Below are 26,290 nucleotides of genomic sequence, written 5' to 3'. Positions count from 1 at the left end.
TGCAGTGTGAGTTACCCTGTGCTAGTTACCCTGTGCGCTCTCGAGCTGCGCCTCTAATTCCGCCACGCGGTTTTTGAGTTCCTTAATGTCCGCGCGATACAGGTCCAGGCGTTCCTGGATCTGTTCCTCTGTGTAGCGGGGCTTGATTTGTTTGGAGCAATTCTTATCCGTGGCGGTGACGGTGATGACCATTATTCTTTCGATCTTCGCCCGGATTTCGCTGTCTCCCAGGTCCCGGATTCTCTCCTCAAACTCCGGGTCCTCGCCGGCTTCGATAAAGCGCGCGTGGCCAAACACTTTCAGCCGGTAGCGGGTGGGATAGTCCACGAAGAACAGGCACACACGCCCGTCCCGGTCCACGTTTCCGGCCGTCACGAACTGCATGTTTCCCTGAAACTCGGGAAAGGCCAGGGTCTTGTGGTTCAGGACGTGCACGAAGCCCGGAGGCCCTCCCCTATGCTGCACGTAAGGCCATCCGGCACCCGTGACCGTGGAGAGGAAAAAGTGTTGCGCGGAGCGGATCAGTTTCACTTCCCCGTCGCGGAACTCAAAGTCCTGCCCGCCGACCGTGTCATTGACTCTGTTATGCGCGCCGATGGCTTCTTGGCGCGCAATAACATAGTCGTCGAAAGCAATATCTGCGTATTTTCCTTCGCTGTAATCCGCCATAATCCACGATGATAGCTAAAGAATCATCGCAGCGACCCAGCCTGCCAGCAGCAGTGGAATGTTGAAGTGCAAGAAGGTAGGGATCACCGAATCGCGGATATGATCGTGCTGGCCGTCGGCGTTGAGTCCGGCCGTGGGACCCAATGTGGAGTCCGACGCCGGGGATCCCGCATCTCCCAGCGCGCCCGCAGTACCAATGATCGCGACCGTGGCGGCTGGGGAGAATCCCATAGCTGCACACAGAGGTACGTAGATGGTGGCGATGATCGGCAGCGTGGAGAAGGAGGACCCAATGCCCATCGTCACCACCAGGCCTACCAGCAGCATGGCGAACGCGGCAGCAACCTTGTTGCCTGCGAACAGGTCCGCGGAGGTGGCCACGAGGCTTTCCACCTCGCCGGAGGCGGACATCACCGCGGCGAAGCCCTGAGCGGTGATCATGATGAAGCCGATCAGGGCCATCATCTTCATGCCACCGGTGAAGACATCATCGGCTTCTTTCCAGTTGACCGCACCCGTCAACAGGAAGATAGCCAGTCCCACCAGAGCACCAATCAGCAAGGAATCGGCTTCGGTGTCCTGGGTCTGCATGATGATCTGCACGGCGAAGGTGGCGAGGATCGCAACGAGGGAGACGACGATTTTATAGCGAGAGATGGGCTCGTCGGCGTCGGTTTTTTTCAATCCCTCGATGGGCTTCTCGGCATACTCGCGGGGCTTGCGGTAGCTGAAGAACACGGCGATGAGCAGGCCGATGAACATACCCAGGGCGGGGATGGCCATGACGGACATGATGTTGATGCCCGTGGTGTCCATGCCGGCGTTGTTGATGTTGCCCAGCAGGATGTCGTTGAGGAAGATAGAGCCGAAGCCCAGCGGGATCCACATATAGGTGGTGACCAGGCCGAAGGTCATGATGCAGACAACCAGGCGCCTGTCGATGCGGAGCCTGTTGAAGATGGACAGCAGTGGCGGGATGATCAGCGGGATGAAGGCGATGTGCACAGGGATCAGGTTCTGGGACATGATCGCCATCGCCAGGATGCCCGCCAGCATCAGCCACTTCGTCACGGCGATAGTGGTGGCTTTGGTCTGTTCGTTCTCCACCCCGAGCTTGCCAATGATGAACTCGGCGAGCAGGCGCGGCAACCCGGCCGAGGCCACGGCCATGGCGAAGGCACCTAGCAGGGCGTAACTGAGCGCGATTTTCGCGCCGCCGGACAGTCCCTCTTGGAAGGCCACCATGGTGGCGTCCAGCCCCATGCCGGACAGGAGCCCGCCCACCAGGGCGCCGATGAACAGGGAGAGGACCACGTGAACGCGGCACACGGACAGTACCAACATCACGATCACTGCGACTAACACTGCATTCATTCATCACACATTAATCGCATGCGCATATTTGATTAAAATGCACTAAGCATTGTGGGGTACTTAGTGGGGGATCCAACAGGGGCGAGCCAGCGCGAGTGGGCTATCGTGTTGTCCTTGAGTGAAGGACGAAACAGACAAGACGGACGAGATCAAGGAACGCACGTGAAGATTCGTAGCGAGCGCCTGGCACGGCTAAAGCTGCTCCTGGGCGATAGTGGACTGGACAAGCTGGAGGACTCCACCGTGATGGTGGTGGGCTTAGGTGGCGTAGGTTCGGCCTGCGCCGAAGCCCTGGCCCGAGGTGGCGTGGGCACGCTGATCCTGTTGGACCGGGATGTGGTGGAGGAAAGCAATATCAACCGCCAAGCGCTAGCCTTCACCAGCACGCTCGGGCAGAAGAAGGCGGAGGTGATGCAGCGCATGGTCTACGAGATCAACCCGGACATCATCACCCACGCCCAGCCGGTGTTTCTCACTCCGCAAGGAATTGCCGAAACACTGGACGCATTCCCCCGCCCGGATTACGTGGTGGATTGCATTGACACAGTGTCCCAGAAATTGAATATCGCCGGCTGGTGCGCGGATCGTGAACTGCCGCTATTGTCCTCCATGGGGGCGGCCAATAAGTTGGATCCCACGTACCTGGAATTCGCGAATATCCGCAAGACCATCAACTGTCCCCTGTCCAAGGTGGTGCGCACGGAATGCAGAAAGCGCCGCATTAAGGGGCTAGAGGTGCTCTATTCCACGGAGGTGCCCGTGAAAAGGAAAAACAGCACCAGCCGCTCCAAGGGTGAGAATCTGGGTTCGATGAGTTATATGCCGCCCATTATGGGGCAAATGCTGGCGGGAAAGGTGATTCGCAGGCTTGCCGGCATGGAAGACATTCCGCGTCCGCCGCGCCGGTACCGTTCCCGGGAGGAAGCGTTAGCTGCGGCCGGTATCCAGGCTTAGGCCATGCTGCTCGACACCCATTATCACCTGGACTTTCTACCGCTGTCTGAACGTGCGGCTTTTCTGTCTGCCGTGGACGCCGCCGGTGGTGGAATTGTGCCGCAGACGCTCACGCCGGAGTCTTTTCGTGCGCAGCAGCAGGTGCCACGTGCCTCGCTGGGTTTTCACCCGTGGGCCATTGAATCCCGCGAGCAGGCGGACCGGCAGCTGCGTATTTTTCAACAGGCAGTGGGCACTACCCGTTTCATTGGTGAGGTGGGTCTTGATTTTTCTCCCCGACGCCTGGCCTCCGCCTCCCAGGAGCTCCAATCCGACGTTTTCCGCTCCATTGTTCAGACGGTCCGCCAGCGTGCTGAGGATAATGGGAGTGCCGATACGGAGCCATACGTGTTATCGATTCACGCAGTGAGATCCGCGGGAGTGGCGGTGGATATTTTGGCGCAGGCTGGCGTCGATTCTCATGATAGTTCGGTGGTGCCGGTATTTCATTGGTTTTCGGGGAACAGTGACGAGCTCACTCGGGTGATGCGCGCGGGCGGGTATATTTCGGTAAATCCGCGGATGTTGGAGTCCAAGAAGGGGCGGGCGTATGTGAGGCAGGTTCCGGCGGAGCGGTTGTTGTTGGAGACTGATTTGCCGAAGCGTCAGTCCTCTGAAGTTGGTGAGGCGTGTGGCGCGGCAGCCGCGGACGATGTGATGAGTTCGCTGCGGTGGACGCTGGATCGCCTGAGTGAGCTGCGGGGGAGCGATGTTACGGCACAGATCGAGGAGAACCAGCGGCGGCTGTATGGGATGTAAGGGCTCGGCTCATTGTGCGGAGATGAGCACGGTGAGCATCGTAGGGCGCGGGGTGGAATACTGGGGTTCATGACTGTTGAGATGACGCAGGGAGAGAACCTGGAGGAGTTCTTCTCCCCTGTTTTAGAGAAAATCTCCACCGCGGAACATAGGCAGCAGGCGCTGGAGCTTCTTCACTGGATTCACAGCACATTCCCGGACCTTGGGGTGTGTATTGCGTGGAATCAGCCCATGTTCACGGATCATGGGAGATATATCATTGGCTTTTCGTATGCGGCCAAGCATTTATCCGTTGCGCCGGAGCAGGTGGGGATCGCGAAGTTCGAGGAGGCGTTGAAAGAACTGGGTGTGTCCTACACGGCGAACCTGTTTCGCGTTCCGTGGGGCGCAGAGCCACCGTATGATCTCTTGCGACGCATGATCGAATTCAATATTGAAGACAAGAAGTCAGCAACGGGGTTTTGGCGCTAGTGCCGATCGGCGTTAATACTATTGCAAGGAAACTCTGTTGCACATCCACGATCGCTCACATGACGACCGTGCTACCCACGACGTAGAAAAATACTGCGACCAGAAGTCCGGTGACCGTCAACAGAAGCGGGTTGACCCTTTCTTCTCTCCCACGTTTTTCCGCCAGATAATAAACATAGAGCGCGGATAAAATACCGGTAGCACCGGAGGCCATCACCAATGCCGTCGCCACTCCACTATCAAAATTCAGAGCGGCAGATCCGATGAGCAACACCATGGAGACGATCCAGAGGCCGAGAATCGAATGATACATGCGACCAGCTCGTGATTGAGACATGCAAGAAGCCTTTCTGAGTCACGACAACATGTTCACTAACCAAACGTACCAGATGGAAGGCATACGCTGGGTTACGTCCGCACGCGTAGCGTATATGTAGCCCGCAGTAAACATTGCGCGAACGCACACGAAGGCGACCATTGAGTACACCTTTTCGATTCTATTTTTACCTACACCCGAAAGGGAGTACCCTGCGATAGTCGCTGTCCCACATCAGATGGCCCCACAGGCTACTGCTTGCGAAGCTTACGCTTCTCGAGGGCATAAGTACCCGCCGAAGATACAATAAGGGCATATACAGCAATCGCGATTAATTCACCTAATGGAGCCGACCGGGAGCCGTCCCTAAGGATCAGAACCAAAATAATTAGTGCGGGAAACAACCAGAATATGGCCACAATAAAACCGATACGCGAACGGCCTGGCTCCTCAGGCGTACGAATCGCCGCCAACCCCGCGCAGATCACAAAGCTGACAGCAAACACCGTAAAAAATGGCCAGCTATGCATTTATATCAGTCTCCTCATCTCGTGTAGACGTGGTTGTGTTCGCTAGAATAGTGTATCAGTGACACAGTGGCTGTGCAGGTTCGTGAAGGTAACAAGGGTTTAGACCTAGCATGCTTATCGACACCGGTGTGAGCAATTATGCTGAAAATCAGTGGCCAACACTGTCGGCGACGTTTCACGCCTATTTTGCAAAAACACGACACCCAGGGACGGCAAAAACTACTTCGCGCGCCGCTTATCCTTTTCGATCATATAATCGACTACTACGGAAATAACCAACACGTACCCAGCGACAAAATAAAATTCAGCTGTTGACTGGCTTCGCGTACCATCTTTAACAATGAGTACCAGGCTGATCAGGGCAGGGACAGCCCAGCATGCAGCCGCAATAGCGGCAATGCGAGAACGGGCCGGCTCCTCAGGCATACATATAGCTGCTATTCCCGCGAAGCTCACAAATAATCCTGCGAACAGAGCAAAGACTAACCAGCTATGCATATTTCACACTCACCTCTATTTTTTACGAATATGATCCAAATAAAACTTAACGGCCGCGTTTAAGATTTTCTGCTTCACACTAGGAGGAATTACCTTCCAAGCTATTTTCCCGGTAGCACCAGTTACACATCCAATGACTGCATTTTGAATATAGTCACCGCCGCCCGCGCCTCGATTCACAATGTCCGTCAAAACAGAGTCAGGAACACTGCTTAAGGCACCAGAGGCACACCACGCAACCGCCGAAATCGCCACACCAGCGATCACCGGAAGAGCACGATCACCATCATTTACTTCTAGCAGAGCTCGATTAAGCTCCTCCACCGCCTGCGGGCCGAGATACTCATGAATCTCATCAATCTGCTCTTGCGTTGGGGCAGGGCCCGTTGTAACCAGCTCCGAGAGCGCCTCCACAGAAGCACGCTTCGATACGGAATCTGCCTGCGCAACAGTCACCGAACTCACAGGAACAATCAAGGCCAAACATAGCGACACTGTGCGAGTTTTCACACCAGACATGTTATCTCCTAACAAAATTTGAACTGGGGCAAGCTCGATTATACAGACGTCAAAACATTTGGCAAGTGGAAATTAACCTATATTGTTATACTGTGTGATTATAATATTTTTTAGACACAATAATCTGACCAACGACTTTAATCACTAATCACTCAACTGATCGAGCATTCACGCACTCAGATGCAACAAATCCCAGCTCATTGCTGAGCTGGGATTTTGCTATCTGTGGAGCCGCCGGGAATTGAACCCGGGTCCTTCGCGATCTCGCCAGGGCTTCTCCGTGCGCAGTTCGCTGTTGTCTTTACTCGGCTCTCCTCGTCACACGAACTAGCGAGGATGACGAACCCAGTTGGTTTGAAAGTCCCCTCCGACCCAACCAACAAGGCCGAAAGGCAAGTCCCTAAAAACGATGCCAGGATCCAGACGAGGGACAGGCCTGGGCTGACAGACACGCGGTCGCTAGACCTTTCTTATTAGGCAGCGAGGGCGTAGTCGCGCTGAGTGTTCTCGGCGCTTATAGGTGTGCAGCGACGCTCACGGTGGTCTCCTGCCTGCACCGGCACGCTTCCCCTAACTCAACACACGAAGTCGAAACCAGAATCGACCCCATGGTGCCGTAGAGCGGAAATGCTTATTCTCTACAGTTCGTCCCATGCTACCCCACGCAGCACCGAAACCCAACCTGTGTCACCCACGCTGAGTCACCCTACCTGTTAATTTCACAGGCGCGCCCACCTCCACGTACTGTCAGAAGTTGTAGAAATATAGCCAATAGTCAGCATTACACTCACGCAGCGCACTCAGAACAAGGATCCCCACGCATGTCATCCAGCGGCACAACCAGCAGCACGTCATCGAAAAAAAGAACCATCTCCACCCTCTTCGCCGTGGGTCTCATGCTGTTTTCCATGTTCTTCGGAGCGGGAAACCTGATCTTCCCTCCCATGCTGGGCATTGAATCTGGTGACCACTTCGTCCCAGCAATCACCGGCTTCCTCCTCACGGGCGTGTTCATGCCCGTCATCACCGTGATCGCGGTGGCTGTGTCCGGATCCGGCGTGCGGGACCTGGCCAGCCGTGCCGGCGCGATCTTCGGCGTAGCTTTCTCCGTCGTGGCCTACCTATCCATCGGCCCGTTCTACGCCCTCCCCCGCGCCGCAGCAATCGGCTACGAGCTCGGCATTGAATCCACCTTCGGCTTAAGCGGCGGCCTCTGGCGCCTGGTATGCACCGCTGTGTTTTTCTCTATCGCGTTCGCGATTGTGATGTTCCCCGGCAAAGTCGCGGACACGTTGGGTAACTACCTCACGCCCGTGCTGTTGATCCTTCTGGCAGTGCTAACCATCGTCGGCATCCGCTCGATGAACAATCCTCCCATCGACGCCACGGAGGAATATAGCTCCAACGCCCTGGTAGCCGGCGTGCTGCAGGGCTACTTCACCATGGACTCCATCGCGGCCCTAGCCTTTGCGATTATCGTGGTGTCCAGCTTCGGCGGCAGCGGCATCACCGATCACAAGAAAGTCGTGAAGCTCACCTCCATCGCCGCCATCACCGCTGGTGCGTTCCTGCTGCTGGTGTACATCGGCCTGGGTGTGATGGGCACCCGCATGCCGGACAAGTCCAGCTACTCCGACGGCGCCGCGGTGCTCTCTTCCGCCTCGAAGCTCACGCTGGGTTCCACGGGCGACATGGTCTTTTCCGGCGTGGTCCTCTTGGCCTGCCTCACCACGGCTGTGGGCCTGATCGCGGCCTGCTCGGCCTTCTTCAACGAGCTGTTGCCGGGCATCTCCTACCGCGCCTGGGCGATTACCTTCACCCTGATCGGTTTCGGGATTTCCAACCTGGGCCTGGAGCGCATTCTCAGCATGTCCGCGCCGGTCATCGGCGTGATTTACCCGTCCGCCATTGCCCTGGTGCTGCTGAGCATGTTCCACCTTCTGGTTCCTCGCCATCGCCTGCCGTACAGCTACCGCACCGCCGTGTATGTGGCCTTGCTGTTCTCCCTGATCGACCTGGGCGTGAACCACAACCTGCTGGGCATGGAGTCCCTGACGTTCACCTCGTCCATCCCCCTGTTCACCGAGGGCCTGGGCTGGCTGATCCCCACCGTCGTCGCCACGGCCATTGCCTTTGTTGTGGACATGTCGCGGGGGCGTATGCGCAAGGAGTCCCTCATCTCCGGCGAGATCGACGAATCCCTCCATTCCGATGTCACCTCCGGCTCGTCCACGCCCAACGCCGCAGGCAAGGACGATTAATCGGACGTCCGACGCCGCCTACTCGCCGTCGTGCTCAGGTGCCTGTTGCGTGAGCTGACGGCGCCGACGGGAGGGCGTTGAGTCGGGAAACTCGGCGCCATCGGGAAAAGGCATCCATGCCGGTTGTTTAAACACACCGACAGCTCATGCGGTATGGGATTTTAGGCGTTGAGGCCCTTAATGCGCCGGCCGAGCTCACGGGTGGCTTCTCGCTCTTCCGTGCGGCGCTTGATGTCCTGGCGCTTATCGTATTGCTGCTTACCCCGGGCCAGCGCCAATTCGCATTTCAGACGTCCCCCAGAGAAGTACAACTGGAGCGGAACCAAGGTGGAGTTCCCCTCGCGGACTTTACCCAGCAGGGAATCAATCTCCCGGCGGTGCAGCAGCAACTTCCTCACGCGGCGTGGGGAGTGGTTGGTCCAGTGCCCCATGGAGTACTCCGGGATGTGCAGGCCGCGCAGCCAGACCTCGCCCTCGTCGATGGTGGCATAGGCATCGATCAGGCTGGCTTTTCCTTCGCGCAGGGACTTCACCTCGGTGCCGACCAGCACCACGCCGCATTCGTAGGTGTCCACAATGTGGTAGTCGTGGCGGGCCTTGCGGTTGGTCGCAACAACCAAGGGGCCAGCGCCCTTCGCTGTCCCCTTGGAGCCTTTTGCCTTGGCCCGCGATGCCTTGGAGGCCGCTTTTCCGGAGTGTACGGGTGTACTTTTTTTCGCCATGATTGCTCACAGCCTACCAGCAACCGCAGGACCAGCCATCAGCAACCGCGCAGCACCAGCAGGGCGGTTGCCCGGTGTGCTACTTCTTCACGTACCAGCGCAGCGTCACCTGAGCCGTCACGGCGGCGACCACCGCCCCCAACAACACGACGAACGGCGCGGCGATCCAGATATCACCACTGGTGATGCGCGCGACGAGGTTGGCGTCGTACAAAGACGCCATGGCCTTGTCCACCACGAACGTCTTCGCCGCCACCAGCGCGGCAATGGACAGGACGGCACCAATCACGGCGCCGATCACGGCCTCGATCACGAACGGCGCCTGGGTGAACCAGCGGGTGGCGCCGACCATGCGCATGATGGAGATCTCGCTGCGGCGGTTGAATGCAGCGATCTGGACCATGTTCATAATCAGGAAAATGGAGGCCAGGGCCTGCACCGCGGCGATGAGGAACGCGGCGTTGCGGATGGCGTCCAGGTTACTGGTGGCTTCCTGGACCTCGGCGCCCTGGTCCACGATGTTGCCCACGGCGGGGTTGTCCTTGATCGCGTCGATGGGCTCTGTTTCGGTGGGGTCAACCAGACGAACGTGCAGCGCGGCGGGGAACGCATCCGGGGAGGTCTGCTCCACCAGGCGTGGGTCGGATTGACCGAACAGCTGCACGAAGCGCTGGTAGGACTGATCCTTGTTGCGGAAGGTCACGGCCTCCACGCCGTCGTCGCCTTCCAGGGTCTCCTTCAGCGCAACACACTCCTCGCTGGAGCAGTCCGTATCCGTGGTGGAGAGCTCATCGTTGAGCTGCACCATGACCTCTACCTTGTCGATGTAGATGTCTTTGGTGCGCTGGGTCATGTCCGTCAGCAGGAAGCCGGTGGTCAGCAGTGCCAAGGAGATGGCGGTGGTGATGATCATGGCCACGGTCATGGTCATGTTTCGACGGAAGCCGGCGAGGGCTTCGCGGAGGACGAATCCTAGTTTCATTGTGCTTCTCCCCTTCTATCGGCCTACGCCGTAGACGCCGCGGGCGTCGTCGCGGATCAGTTTGCCGTTGGACAGTTCCACCACGCGCTTGCGCATGGAGTCCACGGCCACGTTGTCGTGGGTGGACATGATGACGGTGGTTCCGGTTTGGTTGATGCGGTTGAGCAGCAACATGATTTCGGTGGAGGTTTCCGGGTCGAGGTTGCCGGTGGGCTCGTCGGCGAGCAGGATTTTCGGCTCGTTGACGTAGGCCCGGGCGATGGCGACGCGCTGCTGCTCACCGCCGGATAGCTCGTTGGGGAAGCGGCGTTCCTTGCCGTCCAGGCCCACGGTTTTGAGCACGTCGGGTACGGTTTCTTGGATTTCGGAGCGTTTCTTGCCGATGACTTCCAGGGCGAAGGCTACGTTGTCGTACACGTTCTTCTTCGGCAGCAGACGGAAGTCCTGGAAGACGTAGCCGATGCGCTGGCGGAGCTTGGGGATGTTCTTGCCTTTGAGCGTGCGTAGGTCGAATCCGGCGACCTCCAGCGCGCCTTCGTCGGCGGTGACTTCGCCGAGCATGAGTTGCAGGAAGGTGGATTTACCGGAGCCGGAGGGGCCGATGAGGAAGACGAACTCCCCCTCGTCGATGTGGAGGCTCACGTCCTTCAGCGCGGGGCGCGTGGACGTCCGATAGCTCTTAGATACATGCTCAAAAGTGATCACAGCGCCTCAGTCTATCGAAAAAGCCCAGCAGCGTGAATTCTTAAGTGAATTGTGTGACACATGTGACTGTTGTTTTCTTATTTTCCCCGACGCCCGGCGCGATCTCTCCCGCTTCTCCTCACAGGCGCCACACAGCCTATCCAAAGGTTGCCTGCAGCCTGCCCACAGCGCACGAAAATACACCTAAAAACATAGCTACAGCAGGGAAAACCGGGGGCAATCGAAACTATCCCCCGGCCCCTTTCCACGCGGTAAACAAATCGCTAAGATCCGGTGACAAGGAACACAGCTACAACCGCTCCAAGGAACACCGTGCTGAACACCAACCGAGTCCGCCCCACCGGCGATCGACCTCCCGTCGCCCCACTCCTTCCCCGATGATCCCTTTTGTAATCCCTAAGCATGCACGCCTGTGCACATCATCTTGTAGAAGGAACAAGGCATGAGCTCTCCTGCAAACACCCCACTTCCCAACAGCGGCGACGTGGAAGCCGTTGTTGACGCCGCTATCTCCCGCGCCAACGAATGGCTCCAGATTGAAGAAACCTCCGCATCCACGCAGCAACTGGCTGACCTGGTGCATGACCCCGACGGCGTGGAGTTCACCTTCGCCTTCGTGGACCGCGTGGCACGCCCCGAGGACAACCGCGTCGCTGCCAAAGAATTCGTGAAGATCGCCCACCCGTTCAAGAAGTCCGCACCGATCCCGGACTTCATGGGCCCCATCGATTCCCTGCTGGTCACCGCAGGTTCCATCTTCGCCCCACTGCTGCCCAGCGTGGTGATGCCGATTGCCCGCAGCTACCTGCGCTCTACCGTGGCGCACCTGGTGCTGGATGCAGAAAGTAAGGCACTGGACGAGCTGCTGGACCGCAGCCGCGAAGAGGGATTCCGCCTGAACCTCAACTTGCTGGGCGAGGCTGTGCTGGGTGAAGAGGAAGCCACGCGCCGCCGCGACGACATCATTAACCTGCTGAAGAACCCACGCGTGGACTACGTGTCCGTCAAGGCCTCCTCTGTGGTGTCCCAGCTGAACCACTGGGATCACGACGGCAGCATCGAGCGCCTGAAGGATCGTCTGCGTCCGCTGTACCGCCAGGCCATGACCCGCAACCCTCACCCGTTCATCAACCTGGACATGGAGGAGTACAAGGACCTGGATCTCACGATCCACCTGTTCACGGAACTGCTGAGCGAGGAGGAGTTCCACGACTTGGAGGCCGGAATTGTTCTGCAGGGCTACCTGCCGGACACGTTCTACGCCCTGCAGACTCTGGCGGAGTTCGCCCGCAAGCGCCGCGAGGCCGGCGGCGCGAAGATCAAGGTGCGCCTGGTGAAGGGCGCGAACCTCTCCATGGAAAACGTGGACGCCGAGATCCACGACTGGCCGCTGGCCCCCTACCCCACCAAGCCGGAGGTGGACGCCAACTACGTGCGCCTGTTGGACTACATCCTGCAGCCGGAGCACGCGGACAACATCCGCATCGGTGTGGCCAGCCACAACCTCTTCCACCTGGGTCTGGCCATCGAGCTGGCCAACAAGCGCGGAGTGAAGGATCAGCTGGATATCGAGATGCTGCAGGGCATGGCCCCCGGCCAGTCCAAGGCCATCCGCGAGCTGGTCGGTGACCTGATCCTCTACACCCCTGTGGTGAAGAAGGAGGACTTCGACGTCGCGATCTCCTACCTGGTTCGCCGCCTGGAGGAAAACGGCGCGAAGCAGAACTTCCTCTACGCCCTGTTCGCACCCGGCGATGACGAGGGCGCTGGCTTCTCCCCGATGGATGGCCAGAAGCAGGCATTTTTGAACTCCGTGCAGGACCGCTGGACCACCGTTGCTGGCCCGTACCGCACGCAGAACCGCCTGGAGGAATCCAAGCAGCGCGCCGGTACCCGCTCCGGCGGCATCGCCGGCCACTTCATCAACGAGCCGGACACGGACCCTGTGCTGCCCGCCAACCGCGAGTGGGCTCTGCAGCTGATCGATCCGTCCAACGATCCCGGCCCTGCCGTGTCTGAGCTGGTCACCGATACCGCCGTGATCGACGCCGCCGTGGATCGTTCCCGGCGCGCCGCCGAGGCCTGGGGCTCCAAGTCCGGCGCTGAGCGCGCCGAACTTCTGGATCGCGCCGCTGACGCCCTGGCGGATAACCGCGGCCGCCTGATCTCCGCTGCTGTGTTCGAGGCTGGCAAGACCATCGCCGAGACGGACCCCGAGGTCTCCGAGGCCATCGACTTCGCCCGCTACTACGCCGAGTCCGCTCGCCAGCTGGACTTGGTCCGCGGCTCCGTGTTCACCCCGTACAAGACCGTGGTGGTCACCCCACCATGGAACTTCCCCATCGCCATCCCATTGGGTGGCGTGTTCGCCTCGCTGGCGGCCGGTGCCACCGTCATCATCAAGCCAGCGCCACAAGTGCTGCGCATCGCGGAGATCTTCATGGAGATCCTACGTGACGCCGGCGTGACCGAGGACCTCGTCCAGCTGGTCAACGCCGACGAGGCGGACGCCGGCAAGCACCTGGTGTCCCACCCCGATGTGGACTCCGTGATCCTCACCGGCGCCTCCGAGACCGCGGCCCTGTTCCGCAGCTGGAAGCCCCGCCTGACCATCAACGCAGAAACCTCCGGCAAGAACGCCATCATCGTCACCCCCTCGGCCGACCCAGACCTGGCCGTGGCAGACGTGTTTAAGTCCGCGTACGGACATGCAGGACAGAAATGCTCGGCGGCGTCGTTGATCATTACGGTCGGTTCCCTGGGCAAGTCCGAGCGATTCCGCAACCAGCTGGTGGACGCCGTGCGCACCATCAAGGTCGGCCACGGCACGGACATCTCCACCAACATGAACGGCGTGATCGAGGCACCCGGCGACAAGCTGCTGCGCGGCCTGACCCAGCTGGAGCCAGGCGAAAAGTGGCTGGTCAAGCCGCAGAAGCTCAACGAGGAAGGCACCCTGTGGACCCCTGGCCTGCGCGACAACGTCAAGCCAGGCTCCTGGTTCCACACCCACGAGTGCTTCGGCCCCGTGGCAGGCATCATGCACGCGTCCACCCTGGATGAGGCCATCGAGTGGCAGAATTCCACCGGATTCGGCCTCACCGGCGGCATCCACACCCTGGATGACAATGAGAAGGACTACTGGCGCGAGCGCGTGGAGGTCGGCAACGCCTACATCCAGCGCGGTATCACCGGCGCTATCGTGCAGCGTCAGTCCTTCGGCGGTTGGAAGAACTCCTCCATCGGCTCCGGCGCCAAGGCCGGCGGACCGAACTACGTGGCACAGCAGGGCATCTGGTCCGAAGGTGACCTCGCCGAGCTGCCGACCGGCACCATCGACGCCCGCATCACCCAGCTGCTGCGCACCTTCCACGCGGCGATCCCCGTCAACGACCAGGACAACGCCCTGTCCGGCGCGGATCACGAGTGGCTGCGTACCGCTGCGGAGTCTGATGCGTTCAACTGGGCCACCGAGTTCGGCATCGAGCACGACAAGACCGGGCTGACCGTGGAGTCCAACATCTTCCGCTACCGCAGCCTGCTGGAACCGCTGCGTGTGCGCGTCAACGAGCACACCAACGCGCGTGACCTGCTGCGTCTGGTGCTGGCGTCCTACATCACCGGCACCGCGCTGGACATCTCCGCCAACGAGATCAACGCGGAGAACTTCGCCGGCCTGTCCCTGGCGCTGCACGAGGCAGCCAACGCTGCCCCTGCCAAGGTGACGGAAGCCTATGGCGATTCCGCTGTCAACGGCTACCTGATCCGCGTGACCAGCGATAAGCAGTTCGCTCAGGAGATCGAGAACGCCAGCTGCGCGCGTATCCGCAGCCTGGGCGAGACTCCCGAGGAGTTCTACGTGGCTGCCGCGAAGTCCGGCGCAGTGATCCTGGACCAGGATGTGCTGGCCGATGGTCGCCGCGAGCTGCTGCCGCTGCTGCTGGAACAGGCAGTGTCCGAGACGAAGCACCGCTTCGGCTTCATTCAGAAGCACTAGAGCGCCGGGCTACTGGCCCTGCTGCTGGGACATGCGCCAGCGGATGCCGGCCTCCAGGAAGCCGTCGATGTCCCCGCCGAGCACCTTGGTGGGGTCATTGACCTCGTAGTCCGTGCGCAGATCCTTCACCATTTGGTACGGGTGCAGCACATAGGACCGCATCTGGTTACCCCAGGAGTTGGAACCGTCACCCTTCAGTGCATCCAGCTCCGCGCGTTCTTCTTGGCGCTTGCGCTCCAGCAGCTTCGCGGCGAGCACACGCATGGCCGAGGCCTTATTCTGAATCTGGGACTTTTCGTTCTGGCACGTCACCACAATGCCCGTGGGCATGTGGGTCAGGCGCACCGCCGAGTCCGTGGTGTTCACGGACTGGCCGCCGGGGCCGGAGGAGCGGTACACGTCCACGCGCACTTCATTCTCATCAATGTCGATGTGGTCCGTCTGCTCCACCACAGGCAACACTTCCACCTCCGCGAAGGAAGTTTGGCGCCTGCCCTGATTATCGAACGGGGAGATGCGCACCAGGCGGTGGGTTCCCTGCTCCACGGACAGGGTTCCGTAGAGGTATTCCCCGTGAATCACCATCGTGGCGGACTTGATGCCGGCTTCTTCGGCGTAGGAGACGTCATACACGTCCACCTTGTAGTCGTGCTGTTCCGCCCATCGGGTGTACATGCGCAGCAGCATTTCCGCCCAGTCCGCGGCGTCCACGCCACCGGCGGCGGAGCGGATGTTCAGCACGGCCTCGCGCTGGTCGTATTCCCCGGACAGCATGGTGGTGACTTCCAGGGATTCGATCTCCTGGCGGATCTCCTGCCGCTCCGCCTCGGCCAATTCCAGGGCTTCGGCGGCTTCACTGTCCCCATCGCCTGCCTCGGCGGCGGCTTCCTCTGCCATGTCGTACATGATCGGCAGGTCCTCGAGGCGCTGGCGCAGCCCGCGAACTTTCTTCAGTTTTGCCTGCACACGGGACATTTCTGAGGTGACGTGTTGGGCGTGGTCCGGGTCATCCCACAAGCTGGGGTCCGCGGCCTGGTCTTCCAATTCGCGGGCGCGTGAGTCCAGTTCGTCCAGGTCCAGCACGGACTCGATTGTGGTGAGTGTGCTGTCCAGGTCTTGCAGGTCTGCGGAAACATCGGGGTGCATAATGCGCAATTCTACAGCGAGGGGTGCACAATAGAGGGCATGGCTTCCGATAACACGCACGCGCGCGCCCAGAACAGTTCTCCGGCTCAGGACTCTCCCATTCCGGAGGAGATGCTCAACGCAATTATTAAGACGTTCATTGTCCAGCATGTGGATGATTCGGATGAGCACTTGGCGCAGGCTCTGGTGTATAACGCGGGTCGGCTGGCGTGGCGCATGCGCGAGTCGGGGCTATCCGTGGAGCAGAAAACCAGCGTGTCCGACGTGGTGACTGCTGCCGACCGCGCCGCGGAAAAGTTTGTGGGGGATGCCCTGCGCGCGATCCGCCCCGACGATGGCCTGTTGGGCGAAGAGGGTACCGCGGTGGAATCCACCACGGGCCGCACGTGGGTGATTGATCCTGTGGATGGCACCTACAACTTCACCACGGGCTCTGATTACTGGTGCTCCGCCCTGGCACTAGTGGAGGGCGACCCCACCGACCCTTCACGGGTGATCTTCGGCGCCGTGCATCGCCCGGCCATGGGCTACACGTGGTTCGGTGGTCCGTCGATCCCCACCACGCGCAACGGGGAGGCGATTACTGTGTCCGACGCCCCACTGTCCTCCTCCGCACTGGGCGGCTACTTGCACCCCACGAGTTTCGCGGATGATTCCATCCGTGAGGCGTGGCTGTCCGTCGTGACCCGCGCGGCGTGCGTGCGGATGCTGGGTTCGGCGTCCATCGACTTGGCGGATGTGGCGGCATCCCACACGGGGGTGTGGCTGCAGCATAGTTTGTGCGATTGGGACTGGCTTCCGGGTCGCGCTTTGGTGGAGGGTGCCGGCGGCGCATGCCGGAAGGTGGAGGCTGGCTCCACCACCTGGTCGCTTGCTGGCGCGCCGACGGCGGTGGAGCAGGTGGCGGAGCTCCTGGAAGCGCACCGTTAGACACTTTCCATCACAGCAGTCACACCTGTCACGCTAGTATGGTGCCTATGAGCACTCACACCCCCGCACCCTCTCCCTACGCCGAGGACCTGGAACTTGCGCTGACCTTGGCGAATGCCGCGGACGCCATCACCATGGCACGGTTTGAATCCGGCGACCTTCGGATCGAGTCCAAGCCGGACCTCACCCCCGTCTCGGACGCGGACACGGCCGTAGAGCAACGTCTGCGCAGCATCCTGTCCGAGCAGCGCCCCGAGGACGCGGTGGTGGGTGAAGAGTTCGGCGGCGAGGCTGTGTTCGAGGGCCGCCAGTGGGTCATCGACCCCATCGACGGCACCAAGAACTTCGTCCGCGGCGTGCCCGTATGGGCCACGCTGATCAGCCTGTTGGTCGATGGTGTGCCCGTGGTGGGCGTGGTCTCCGCCCCTGCTTTGTCCCGACGCTGGTGGGCCTCCCAGGGAACCGGCGCGTGGCGCACCTTCAACACCCCTATGATCCAGGGCGCCGTGGGAACCGACCACCCCATCCCGAGCGCTGCCCCGCGTCGGCTGAGTGTCTCCGGCGTGACGAAGGTGGCGGATGCCTCCGTGGCGATCAGCTCCCTGACCGGCTGGGCCGATTGCGGTAAGCGGGAGCAGCTGATCCAGCTCACGGACCGGGCATGGCGCTTGCGGGGCTACGGTGATTTCTGGTCCTACATGTTGGTCGCCGAAGGCGCGGTGGATGTTGCCGCCGAGCCTGAGGTGAACCTTTGGGACCTGGCCGCCTTGGTTCCCATCGTGGAGGAAGCCGGTGGAACCTTCACCAGTGTGGACGGCCAGGCAGGCCCGCACGGCGGCTCTGCCGTGGCCACCAATGGGGCTCTCCACCAGGAGATTCTCGACTCCCTGGCCTAAGGCCACCGGCACACATTCCCGGACCCGCGTAGACTGTGGACAATAGAAACTTTCTCGCAATCCGCGTACTACCTAAGTTATGAGGAGCGTCGCCCCCAATGTCCCATCAGCACTTCGTACCACCGGCTGAACAAGACCTCACCACCTTGTATGAATGGGAAAAACTGCTGGAGCATGCTGAACGTTTCACCACTTCCCTGGGCACTCCCACGGCAGTAGATACGGATAACACCCTGAACCTGCGCAAGCTCTTCCAGGAGCAGCCAGGCCGGGCGTCGGACATGACATTCCAGTGCGGCCCGTTACGGGTGGACCTGTCCAAAAACCTCATTGACCCCTCCGGCCTGAACCTGCTGGTGAACCTCGCCCGCAGCAAGAAGGTGGAGGATTACCGCGTGGCGATGTTCGAGGGGCAGCAGATCAACACCACTGAGCAGCGCTCCGTGCTCCACACCGCACTGCGCCTGCCCGTCGACCGCGACCTGACCGTGGAGGACGCCGAAGGCAACACGCAGGACATCGCCGCGGACGTGCACCAGGTCCTGGGCCGCATGCGGGACTTCGCGAAAGCGCTGCGTTCCGGTCAGTGGCAGGGCATCTCCGGCCACACGATCAAGCACGTGGTGAACATCGGCATTGGCGGCTCGGACCTAGGCCCCGCCATGGCCGCGGAGGCCCTGCGCCCGTACCAGACCGCCGGCATTACCCCTCACTTCATTTCCAACGTGGACCCTGCACACCTGGAGGCCGTGCTGGATCAGCTGGAACAGCAGGGCAAGATCGGTGCAGAATCCACGCTGTTTGTGGTGGCATCCAAGACCTTCAATACCGCCGAGACGCTGGCGAACGCGCACGCTGCACGCCGCTGGCTGCTGGCCCGGCTGGAGCGCACCGGCGTGGACGTCAGTACCGACGAGCAGATCCGCCAGATCACCGCGAAGCACTTCGTGGCTGTATCCACCCACCAGGAGGAGGTCGAGGAATTCGGCATCGACCCAAAGAACATGTTTGAGTTCTGGGATTGGGTAGGCGGCCGCTACTCGGTGGACTCCTCTATTGGCCTGACCCTCATGGCAGCGATCGGCCCACGCGACTTCACGAACTTCCTGGAGGGCTTCTACGACGTCGACAAGCACTTCAGCTCCGAGCCGCTGGAGATGAACGTTCCCGTACTCATGGCTCTGCTGGGCGTGTGGTATACCAGCCTGCTGGGCGCGCAGTCCCACGCGGTGCTGCCCTACTCGCAGGACCTGGACCGCTTCCCGGCTTACCTGCAGCAGCTGATGATGGAGTCCAACGGAAAGTCCGTGCACCTGGACGGCAGCGCTGTCACCACACCCACGGGCGAGATCTACTGGGGCGAGCCGGGCACCAACGGTCAGCACGCCTTCATGCAGCTGGTCCACCAGGGCACTCACTTGATCCCCGTTGATTTCATTGGCTTCGTGAACCCGCACGTGGATCATGCCGACGCCACCGGCGCGCACAGCATGCACGACATGCTGATGAGCAACCTCTTTGCACAATCCCGCGTGCTGGCGTTCGGCAAGACTGCCGAGGAGCTTCGGGAGGAGGGCTTGGACGAGGCTCTGATTGCCCACAAGGTGATGCCGGGCAACCGCCCGTCCACCACGATCCTTGGTGACAAGTTGACCCCGCGCACGCTGGGAGCGCTCATTGCTCTGTACGAACACATCGCCTTTGTCCAGGGTGTGCTGTGGGGCATCAACAGCTTCGACCAGTGGGGTGTGGAGCTGGGTAAGGCGCAGGCCACCACCCTGCTGGACCTGCTCCACGGTGAGAGCGCGGTGGACACCGGAGACTCCTCCACCGATGATCTGATCCACCACTACCGCAGTCGCAGGGAGCGCTAGCGACCTGACGTTGCGGAGCGCTAGCGACCTGACGTTGCGGAGCGCTCAAGCGCCTGGCAGTGGGGGCACCACCAGATGATGCGCTCCAGCTCTGCTGAGTCGAGCTCCGAATCCCCTCCGGCCCAGCGCCCTCCCAGGGTAGAGGTCTCGATGAGCGTGCCGCAGCGTCGGCAGGGGCGGTCGGCCCGCCCAAACACGTAGGTACTCATGCCGCGGCGCCGGTCCCCGGTGAACACCCGGTGAGGTTCGAGCCTGTTGTCCCACATCACTCGGCGCGCAACCTCCAGGGCGCGGGTGACCCCTGACTCGCCGACGGCGTCGACGGGGATGGCGGGATGCCAGCCGAGCAGGAACATCACCTCGGCGCGGTATTCGTTGCCAATGCCCGCGACCATGGTTTGGTCCACGAGCGCGGCGCCGAGGCTTCGGCCGGGGCGGGTCATGATGTTGGCTAAGGCGCACTCCTTCCCTGTGGATTCCCAGGTGTGTGGCTCAGCGAGGATGTCCGGGCCTAGGTGCGCGATGACCTCCGGGTAGGCCTCGGCGGGATGCAGGCGCACGAAGCCCAGGCTGTGGCCCACGATTTCGATCTGCGGGCCGCCCTCGTGTTGCGGAGTGAAGCGAAGGATGATGCGGGCTGTGTGATGGGGTCTGCGCCAGCGGGTTCCTTGTGCATGGATGGACCACACGCCCTCCATTTTCAGGTGTGTGTGCACCAGCGTGTCCCCGATGTGCATGAACAGGTGTTTTCCGTAGGGCCATACGCGGTGGACTGTCTGACCGGTGAGGCTGGTGGTGGCCCATCGGGGTACGCGAATATCGGTGTGGGTGACTGTTCGGCCGGTCATCCATTGCAGGCGTTCGGACAGCTGCAGGACGGAATCTCCCTCGGGCATGACGCCTAGGCTACTTGATGCTCAAGCCCTTGGGCACCAGGCGCGCGCCGGCGCGAGTCCAGGGGCGGAGGTCTGCGTCGAGCACCGGCACCCCGTCGATCCTCTCCACCAGGATGGGGCTCAGCCGCCCGGCGTGCACGGCGACCTGCAACGCTCCGACGACGTGCTCCACCACCGCGGAGTCAACCGGCTGGTCGCCCTGGCTCTCGTCCACGACGCCGTGCTGCATCACGCTGATGTTTTTGCCACCGCGGGACATCCACGCCAGCAGCTCTCCTCCATGAAGGACCACCAGGGACCCGGCGCTGCGAGTGGGGGTGGTGGCGCCGTCGCGCACGGAGGGCCAGGGCAGCGCCGCGCCGTACGGGTTGGCGGGGTCCAGGGTGGCGAGCACGATGGGCTCGGCGGGTCCCGCGTCCGGGACATGCTCAGACGTATGCTCCGGCGCATCCCGAAGCTGGCCGATCACATCCCGCGGTGCGAACTGCGCCCCGCCCAGGCCCTCGATGATGTATCCGCGCAGCACGCTTCCGGAATCCTCCCACGCGGACAGGAGCCGGTAGGCTTCCGCGAATCCGCCGGAGGCCTTCTCCGCCATCACTGCCCCTCGGGTCACCACCGCGTAGCGCTCGATCCAGGTTTCTCCCTGCATCGCGGCCAGCTCGGTGGACGTGATGTCCCAGGTACGGGGTAGCGCCGACCATCGCCCTGGCACGGTGGAGCGGGCACTGGCGGCCAGAGCGTTGCGGCGGGCCGTGGCTGCTTCGGCGGCGAATCCGTGCGTAAATCCCCGACGCCCCAAGCGCACCCGCCGCTGGCTTCCGCGCCCGCGATCCCGGCGGGGAGCGCGATGCGCTTGTCGCCCGCCGCTCGTTCCAGCCTCGGCAAGGCGGGCCCGGATCGGGGCGAAAGAGTCGGGGGTGATGAGGCCGGCGTCGAATAATTCCCACATCGCAGCAATCAGATCCTTCGCCGCCTCGGCCACGCCCGCACCCGCATCAGTCCCCAGCGCGGTGGCGAGTTCGCTGGCGAGGAAGGCACCGCCGGCATCCACGTGGGTGGTGATTTGCAGGGCGAGCATGCTGAGCGCCGACTCCTCCTGCGGGCGTAAGTGCAGCAGCGCCGGGGCCATATCCGCAGGCAGGAGGGTGATCCAGCTATCGGCGCTGCCGGCCACGCCGGAGCCCACCGCGATGACGTCGCCGGAGCTCAGCAGCTCGTCCAGGTCGCCGGGCTGGTAGTCCGGGATGCGCGCGGGAAGGACCACGGTCTCCCAGGCGCTGGCGGGTAACGCCACGCCCGCCAGCTGCTCGATCACGTTCAGCAGGTCCCCGCGTTCCTGCGTGGCCAGGCCGTGCCAGACCTGCAGGAACCGCGCGTAGGCCTCCGGCGCGACCGGCTCCACTGCACCGCGGGCGGCAGCGAGGGAGGCGCTGCGCAGGCGCCGCAGCATCGCCACGTCCACGAACAACGGCATACCCGTGCCCGTGGAATCCTCCACGCGCTCCAGGCGCTTCTGGCTCACCCAGCGGCTCAGCAGCGACTGGGCCGCGGCCACGCCCATGCCGAACTCCTGGGCGGCCTCATCAGCCGACGACGGGCCGCGATGCCGCAGCCATCTGAGCAGCAGCTGGTCCAGCGCGTCGGGAATCACCCGCGCATCGGCCACCACGCCCGGCGGGACCGGCACACCTAAGCCATCGCGCAGCAGCGGCATGTCCTCCACCACGGCCAGCTTGGTCTGAGCGCCGAAGCTGATGCGCATGAGGCGCCGGGGAATCAGCTCCTCCAGCTGCGCCAGGCTCACCCCCGTGGGCGTGAGGTGCTCGGTGGCTTCAGCCCACGGCTCGATCCGGCGGGCGATCTCCTCCAGGGTCAGCGGCCCCAGGCTGCGCAGCATGTCGATGGCTTGTTCCGCCGAGGCGGCCCGGCGCCCCTCGGCCAGCCACTGCGCGGCCTCCACCACGCGCCCCACCACCGCCGGGTCCAACACATGACTCTGGGAGGAGGTGCCCAGGACCTGCGCCAACAGCACAGGATCCACTGCCAAGGCCGCCGCGCGTTCGGCGGAATCCCCTTCGTACATGAACGCGCCGGTGTAGCTAAACAGCAGCGATTCTGCGAAGGCACTGGGGCCGTCCGTGGTGACCTCCGCGACCCTGATCGCCCCGCCCGGCGCGCCGCGCTCCTCCAGAGCCGTGAGCACCGTGCGCAGGGCATCCATGCTGTAGACATCGTGGATGCACTCCCGCATGGTTTCCACCATGATCGGAAACTCCGGGTGGTTGCGCGCCACGTCCAGCAGCTGGGCTGCCCGCTGGCGCTGCTGCCACAGCGGCTGGCGTTTGCCGGGGTTGCGCCGGGGCAGCAGCAACGCGCGGGCGGCGCACTCCCGGAAACGGCCCGCGAACAGCGCGGAGGAACCCACGTTATCCATCACGTCCGCCACCGCGGTGCTCGCGCGCTCCTCGGCGGGTCCGCTGCCCAGCACCAGCTCCAGACCCGGTGGGGTGTCCGAGTACGGCACGCGCAGCACCAGTCCGTCGTCGCCGGCCACGGCCATCGCGTCCACCCCGGTCTCCGCCTGGATCTGCGCTGCCAGCGCCATCGCCCACGGGGCGTTCACACCCCGGCCATAGGGGGAATGGATCACCACGCGCCAGTCACCAATATCATCCTTGAAGCGTTCGATCAGGATGGTCTTTTCATCCGGAACCAGGCCCGCAGAGTCCTTCTGCGCGGCGTAGTACGTGTCCAGATTCTTGATGGTGTACTCATCCAGGAAGTCCTGGCCCTTGATGTCGCCCAGCTGTCCGGTTCCCCACTGGCGGCGGTGTTCCCCGATCGCCTGTCCCAGCTCCACCGGGCGGCCCTCGGCGTCCCCGGTCCAGAACGGCAGGCGGCCGGTGTGCCCGGCCGCGGGGGTCACGATCACCTGGTCGCGTGTGATCTCCAGGATCTTCCAGCTGGACGCTCCCAGCGTGAACACGTCGCCCACGCGGGACTCGTAGACCATCTCCTCATCCAGCTCCCCCACTCTGCGGGCTCCGGTCTCGCTGCCGGCGGCCAGGAACACGCCGAACATCCCACGGTCCGGGATGGTTCCTCCCGTCGTCACCGCGATGCGTTGCGTTCCGGGGCGCGCCTCCAGGACGCCCGCCGTGGCGTCGTAGGTCACACGCGGCTTCAGGTCCGCGAAATCAGTGGAGGGGTAATGGCCGCTGATCAGCTCGATCACCCCGTCGAAGGCCTCGCGGGGCAGGGCGGAATAGCACAGGGCGCGGCGCACGGCGGTCCACCACTGCTCCACGTCCAAGCGCCCACCCGGCGCCTGGACTGCCGCCGCGACCGTCTGCTGCGCCAGCACATCCAGCGCATTGGTGACCACATGCAGCGGCTCCAGCTGACCTTTGAGCATACGGTCGACCACCACCACGGCCGCTTCGGCGTCCTGCTTGTGCAGAGGATAGATCGTCGCGGAACTGGTCGCCCCCACCGTGTGGCCTGCGCGACCGCACCGCTGCACCGCGCTGGCCACGCTGGGTGGCGCGCCGACCTGCACCACGTGATCCACCAGGCCCATGTCGATGCCTAACTCCAGGGAGCTGGTGGCGACCACGCACTTCAGACGCCCCGATTTCAACGCCTGCTCAATATCCGCCCGTTCCTCCTTGGACACGGACCCGTGGTGGGCTCGAGCGATGACCGCCGGTGCGCCCGTGACCTGCGCCGATTGCGCCATCAGCTGAGCCGGGTCCCTGCGGGTGGGCGCGGCGAGGGATTCCGGGTCGTGCTCGGCGGCCCATAGCTCGTTCAACGCGCCTGTGAGCCGCTCCGCCGCGCGGCGGGAATTCACGAACACCAGCGTGGATTGGTTGTCCATCACCTGCTGATAGATCGCCCGTTGGACGTGGGGCCACACGGACCGTTGCTGCGGTAGCGCCGATTCTTTATCGACGCCGCTGGCCACACGCGCCCCCGACCCCGCCGAACTCGCCCCTCCCAATCCTTCCCCCATGAGGCTGGGTCCGACGAGGGCCTCGTCGATGGGGGCTTCGGCGTCGGTCTCAGGATCGGCGGCAGGATCGGATTCAGTATCGGTGCGGTCCTCCGCCGGCGGCGGATCCTGAAAATCCTCCACCACGGAGCGCACGCGCACATCCCATCGCTTCATGATCGGCGGATTCACTACGGTCACGGGGCGATCGCCGACCAGGAAACTGGCGACGGTATCGATGGGGTTCACCGTGGCGGACAGGCCGATGCGCTGCACGGGGGCGCCGGTGACCATCTCCAGGCGCTCGAGGCTCAGCGCCAGATGCGCGCCGCGTTTCGTGCCGGCAACCGCATGGACCTCGTCCACGATGACCGTCTCCACGCCGGCCAAAGTCCCGGCGGCTTTCGAGGTCAGCATCAAGTACAGGGATTCAGGCGTGGTGATGAGGATATCCGGCGGGTTACGCAGCAGCTTCGCGCGTTCAGTCTGCGGGGTATCGCCGCTGCGCACGCCCACGCGGACAGGTGCGATGCTGTGGCCGAGGGCGTCGGCGGTGCGGGCGATGCCTGCCAGCGGCACGGCCAGGTTGCGGTCCACGTCCACGCCCAGGGCCTTCAGCGGGGAGACGTACAGCACTTTGGTGGTGCCGGTTCCCCGGTGGGTGGCGGTGTGTGTGGAGTCTGAAGGGACTGCAGCATCTGATCCCTCACGCTGGGGGAGGTCAGACGGGATCAGCAAGGGACTGGACGTGAGCGTGGACAGGGACCACAGAAACGCCGCCAGCGTTTTTCCCGATCCCGTCGGCGCCACCACAAGCGCATTATCACCTGCGGAAATGGCCTCCCATGCCTGGGTTTGCACCAGCGTTGGTTCCGCGAAGACGTCCCTGAACCATGCAGCAACGGGGGCATGAAAGCGATCAAGAACGTCGGCGGGCATGTCACCAGTTAAACAGACGGCTAGACTTAGTGCCATGACTGCCGAAGTAGACGATGCAACGTTGGCACTGCGCCTGGCGTTAGGCACGGGAGAGATCCTCAAAGGCGTACGTAACGTAGGCCTGTTGCGCGACGACGTATTGGGCAAAGCCGGCGACGCCACCGCTCAAGGATGGATCGCCCGCTGCCTCGAGCAGCACCGTCCCGACGATGCCGTCTTATCCGAAGAGGCCCCCGACGATGGCTCCCGCCTGGTGAAGGACCGCGTGTGGATCATCGACCCGCTGGATGGCACCCGCGAGTACGGCAGTGGCCGCCAGGACTGGGCGGTACATATCGCATTGGCAGAAAAGGGCGTGATCACGCAGGCTGCCGTAGGCATGCCGGACCTGGGCCGCGTGTTCCACAGCAACGACATCCGCGCCGTGGGTGGCAAACCCACGAACCGCCTGGTCATCAGCCAAAACTCCTCCCCGGAGATCGGAACGTTTATTGCGGAAGAAACGGGCATGGAGTTGGTGCACATGGGCTCGTGCGGGGCGAAAACCGTCTCCGTCATCTTGGGGGATAACGACGCCTACATTCACGCCGGAGGACAATACGTATGGGATAACGCAGCCCCCGTGGGCCTGGCCCAAGCTGCGGGTTTGCATACCTCACGGCTGGATGGATCCCCTGTGGATTACGGCGCGGAGGATACCTATCTTCCCGATCTGCTGATCTGCCGGCCGGACATTGCCGATAAGCTCTTGAGCGCCGCCGACAAGTATCTTCAGCGCGGCTAAATCGCGGGTAGACTAAGCGGCGTTAGGTTTGT

The 26,290-nt window shown here is 62.4% G+C and carries 20 protein-coding genes and 1 other RNA gene; 9 read left to right on the top strand and 12 right to left on the bottom strand.

Annotated features, from left to right (window positions below; translation table 11 throughout):
• Positions 1-21: 21 nt before the first annotated feature.
• Together IAU67_RS02305 and IAU67_RS02300 are read right to left on the bottom strand one after the other, a co-directional pair.
• The gene (locus IAU67_RS02305) at positions 22-669 is read right to left on the bottom strand and encodes a pyridoxamine 5'-phosphate oxidase family protein (RefSeq protein WP_151843208.1); all 648 of its coding nucleotides are present in this window, start codon (positions 667-669) and stop codon (positions 22-24) included.
• A 15-nt stretch (positions 670-684) separates the two neighbouring features.
• Positions 685-2,043, bottom strand: coding sequence for a Na+/H+ antiporter family protein (locus IAU67_RS02300; RefSeq protein ID WP_151843207.1), 1,359 nt, complete (start codon positions 2,041-2,043; stop codon positions 685-687).
• 162 nt (positions 2,044-2,205) lie between these two features.
• On the opposite strand from IAU67_RS02300, the gene IAU67_RS02295 reads away from it, so the two are divergent.
• The 3 genes from IAU67_RS02295 (at position 2,206) to IAU67_RS02285 (ending at position 4,266) form a co-directional block, all read left to right on the top strand.
• Complete coding sequence (locus tag IAU67_RS02295; RefSeq protein ID WP_225723606.1) at positions 2,206-2,997, top strand: tRNA threonylcarbamoyladenosine dehydratase; 792 nt, start codon at positions 2,206-2,208, stop codon at positions 2,995-2,997.
• Between the two features lie 3 nt (positions 2,998-3,000).
• Positions 3,001-3,795, top strand: a complete 795-nt coding sequence (locus tag IAU67_RS02290; protein WP_151843206.1) for a TatD family hydrolase — start codon at positions 3,001-3,003, stop codon at positions 3,793-3,795.
• 69 nt (positions 3,796-3,864) lie between these two features.
• Positions 3,865-4,266 carry an iron chaperone gene (locus tag IAU67_RS02285; RefSeq protein WP_225723605.1) on the top strand — a complete coding sequence of 134 codons (402 nt, stop codon included), beginning with the start codon at positions 3,865-3,867 and terminating at the stop codon, positions 4,264-4,266.
• Positions 4,267-4,321: 55 nt separating this feature from the next.
• Here IAU67_RS02285 and IAU67_RS02280 read toward each other — a convergent pair whose 3' ends face one another.
• From IAU67_RS02280 to ssrA, 4 genes are all read right to left on the bottom strand, one after another.
• Positions 4,322-4,603: a hypothetical protein gene (locus tag IAU67_RS02280; protein WP_151843205.1), complete on the bottom strand. Its 282-nt coding sequence runs from the start codon at positions 4,601-4,603 to the stop codon at positions 4,322-4,324.
• A gap of 230 nt (positions 4,604-4,833) precedes the next feature.
• Entirely contained in the window at positions 4,834-5,112 is a 279-nt protein-coding gene (locus tag IAU67_RS02275; protein ID WP_151843204.1) for a hypothetical protein, read from the bottom strand.
• A gap of 513 nt (positions 5,113-5,625) precedes the next feature.
• Positions 5,626-6,129 carry a hypothetical protein gene (locus IAU67_RS02270; protein WP_151843203.1) on the bottom strand — a complete coding sequence of 168 codons (504 nt, stop codon included), beginning with the start codon at positions 6,127-6,129 and terminating at the stop codon, positions 5,626-5,628.
• 223 nt (positions 6,130-6,352) lie between these two features.
• Positions 6,353-6,737: a transfer-messenger RNA gene (ssrA, locus tag IAU67_RS02265) on the bottom strand.
• A gap of 213 nt (positions 6,738-6,950) precedes the next feature.
• Between ssrA and brnQ the strand changes: the two genes are divergently transcribed.
• Positions 6,951-8,390, top strand: a complete 1,440-nt coding sequence (brnQ, locus tag IAU67_RS02260; protein ID WP_151843202.1) for a branched-chain amino acid transport system II carrier protein — start codon at positions 6,951-6,953, stop codon at positions 8,388-8,390.
• A 161-nt stretch (positions 8,391-8,551) separates the two neighbouring features.
• Here the strand turns inward: brnQ and smpB are convergent, their stop codons facing one another.
• The 3 genes from smpB to ftsE all read right to left on the bottom strand — a co-directional run bounded on the left by smpB (position 8,552) and on the right by ftsE (position 10,799).
• Positions 8,552-9,112 (bottom strand): SsrA-binding protein SmpB, encoded by a 561-nt coding sequence (gene smpB, locus IAU67_RS02255; protein WP_151843201.1) that lies wholly within the window; start codon positions 9,110-9,112, stop codon positions 8,552-8,554.
• A gap of 79 nt (positions 9,113-9,191) precedes the next feature.
• A complete protein-coding gene (gene ftsX, locus IAU67_RS02250; protein WP_151843200.1) occupies positions 9,192-10,094 on the bottom strand; it encodes a permease-like cell division protein FtsX in 903 nt (300 codons plus the stop codon).
• A 15-nt stretch (positions 10,095-10,109) separates the two neighbouring features.
• A complete protein-coding gene (gene ftsE, locus IAU67_RS02245; RefSeq protein WP_151843199.1) occupies positions 10,110-10,799 on the bottom strand; it encodes a cell division ATP-binding protein FtsE in 690 nt (229 codons plus the stop codon).
• 442 nt (positions 10,800-11,241) lie between these two features.
• Here ftsE and IAU67_RS02240 point away from each other — a divergent pair, with 442 nt between their 5' ends.
• Positions 11,242-14,796 (top strand): bifunctional proline dehydrogenase/L-glutamate gamma-semialdehyde dehydrogenase, encoded by a 3,555-nt coding sequence (locus IAU67_RS02240; RefSeq protein ID WP_151843198.1) that lies wholly within the window; start codon positions 11,242-11,244, stop codon positions 14,794-14,796.
• 9 nt (positions 14,797-14,805) lie between these two features.
• Here the strand turns inward: IAU67_RS02240 and prfB are convergent, their stop codons facing one another.
• Positions 14,806-15,942 carry a peptide chain release factor 2 gene (gene prfB, locus IAU67_RS02235; RefSeq protein ID WP_151843197.1) on the bottom strand — a complete coding sequence of 379 codons (1,137 nt, stop codon included), beginning with the start codon at positions 15,940-15,942 and terminating at the stop codon, positions 14,806-14,808.
• Between the two features lie 39 nt (positions 15,943-15,981).
• Between prfB and IAU67_RS02230 the strand changes: the two genes are divergently transcribed.
• The 3 genes from IAU67_RS02230 (at position 15,982) to pgi (ending at position 19,642) form a co-directional block, all read left to right on the top strand.
• Positions 15,982-16,872: an inositol monophosphatase family protein gene (locus tag IAU67_RS02230; protein WP_370452042.1), complete on the top strand. Its 891-nt coding sequence runs from the start codon at positions 15,982-15,984 to the stop codon at positions 16,870-16,872.
• A 47-nt stretch (positions 16,873-16,919) separates the two neighbouring features.
• Positions 16,920-17,768, top strand: coding sequence for a histidinol-phosphatase (hisN, locus tag IAU67_RS02225; protein ID WP_151843196.1), 849 nt, complete (start codon positions 16,920-16,922; stop codon positions 17,766-17,768).
• 98 nt (positions 17,769-17,866) lie between these two features.
• Complete coding sequence (gene pgi, locus IAU67_RS02220; RefSeq protein WP_151843195.1) at positions 17,867-19,642, top strand: glucose-6-phosphate isomerase; 1,776 nt, start codon at positions 17,867-17,869, stop codon at positions 19,640-19,642.
• A 20-nt stretch (positions 19,643-19,662) separates the two neighbouring features.
• Here pgi and IAU67_RS02215 read toward each other — a convergent pair whose 3' ends face one another.
• Positions 19,663-20,538, bottom strand: coding sequence for a DNA-formamidopyrimidine glycosylase family protein (locus IAU67_RS02215; RefSeq protein WP_151843194.1), 876 nt, complete (start codon positions 20,536-20,538; stop codon positions 19,663-19,665).
• Positions 20,539-20,548: 10 nt separating this feature from the next.
• On the bottom strand, positions 20,549-25,474 hold the full coding sequence (locus IAU67_RS02210) for an Lhr family ATP-dependent helicase (protein ID WP_151843253.1): 4,926 nt from the start codon (positions 25,472-25,474) through the stop codon (positions 20,549-20,551).
• A gap of 34 nt (positions 25,475-25,508) precedes the next feature.
• Here IAU67_RS02210 and IAU67_RS02205 point away from each other — a divergent pair, with 34 nt between their 5' ends.
• A complete protein-coding gene (locus IAU67_RS02205; protein ID WP_151843193.1) occupies positions 25,509-26,258 on the top strand; it encodes a 3'(2'),5'-bisphosphate nucleotidase CysQ in 750 nt (249 codons plus the stop codon).
• The last annotated feature ends 32 nt before the right edge of the window (positions 26,259-26,290 follow it).

Source organism: Corynebacterium zhongnanshanii (assembly GCF_014490575.1).
Lineage (GTDB): Bacteria > Actinomycetota > Actinomycetes > Mycobacteriales > Mycobacteriaceae > Corynebacterium > Corynebacterium zhongnanshanii.
The sequence above is the reverse complement of the archived record's forward strand: the minus strand, read 5'-3'. Positions and strand labels throughout refer to the sequence as shown.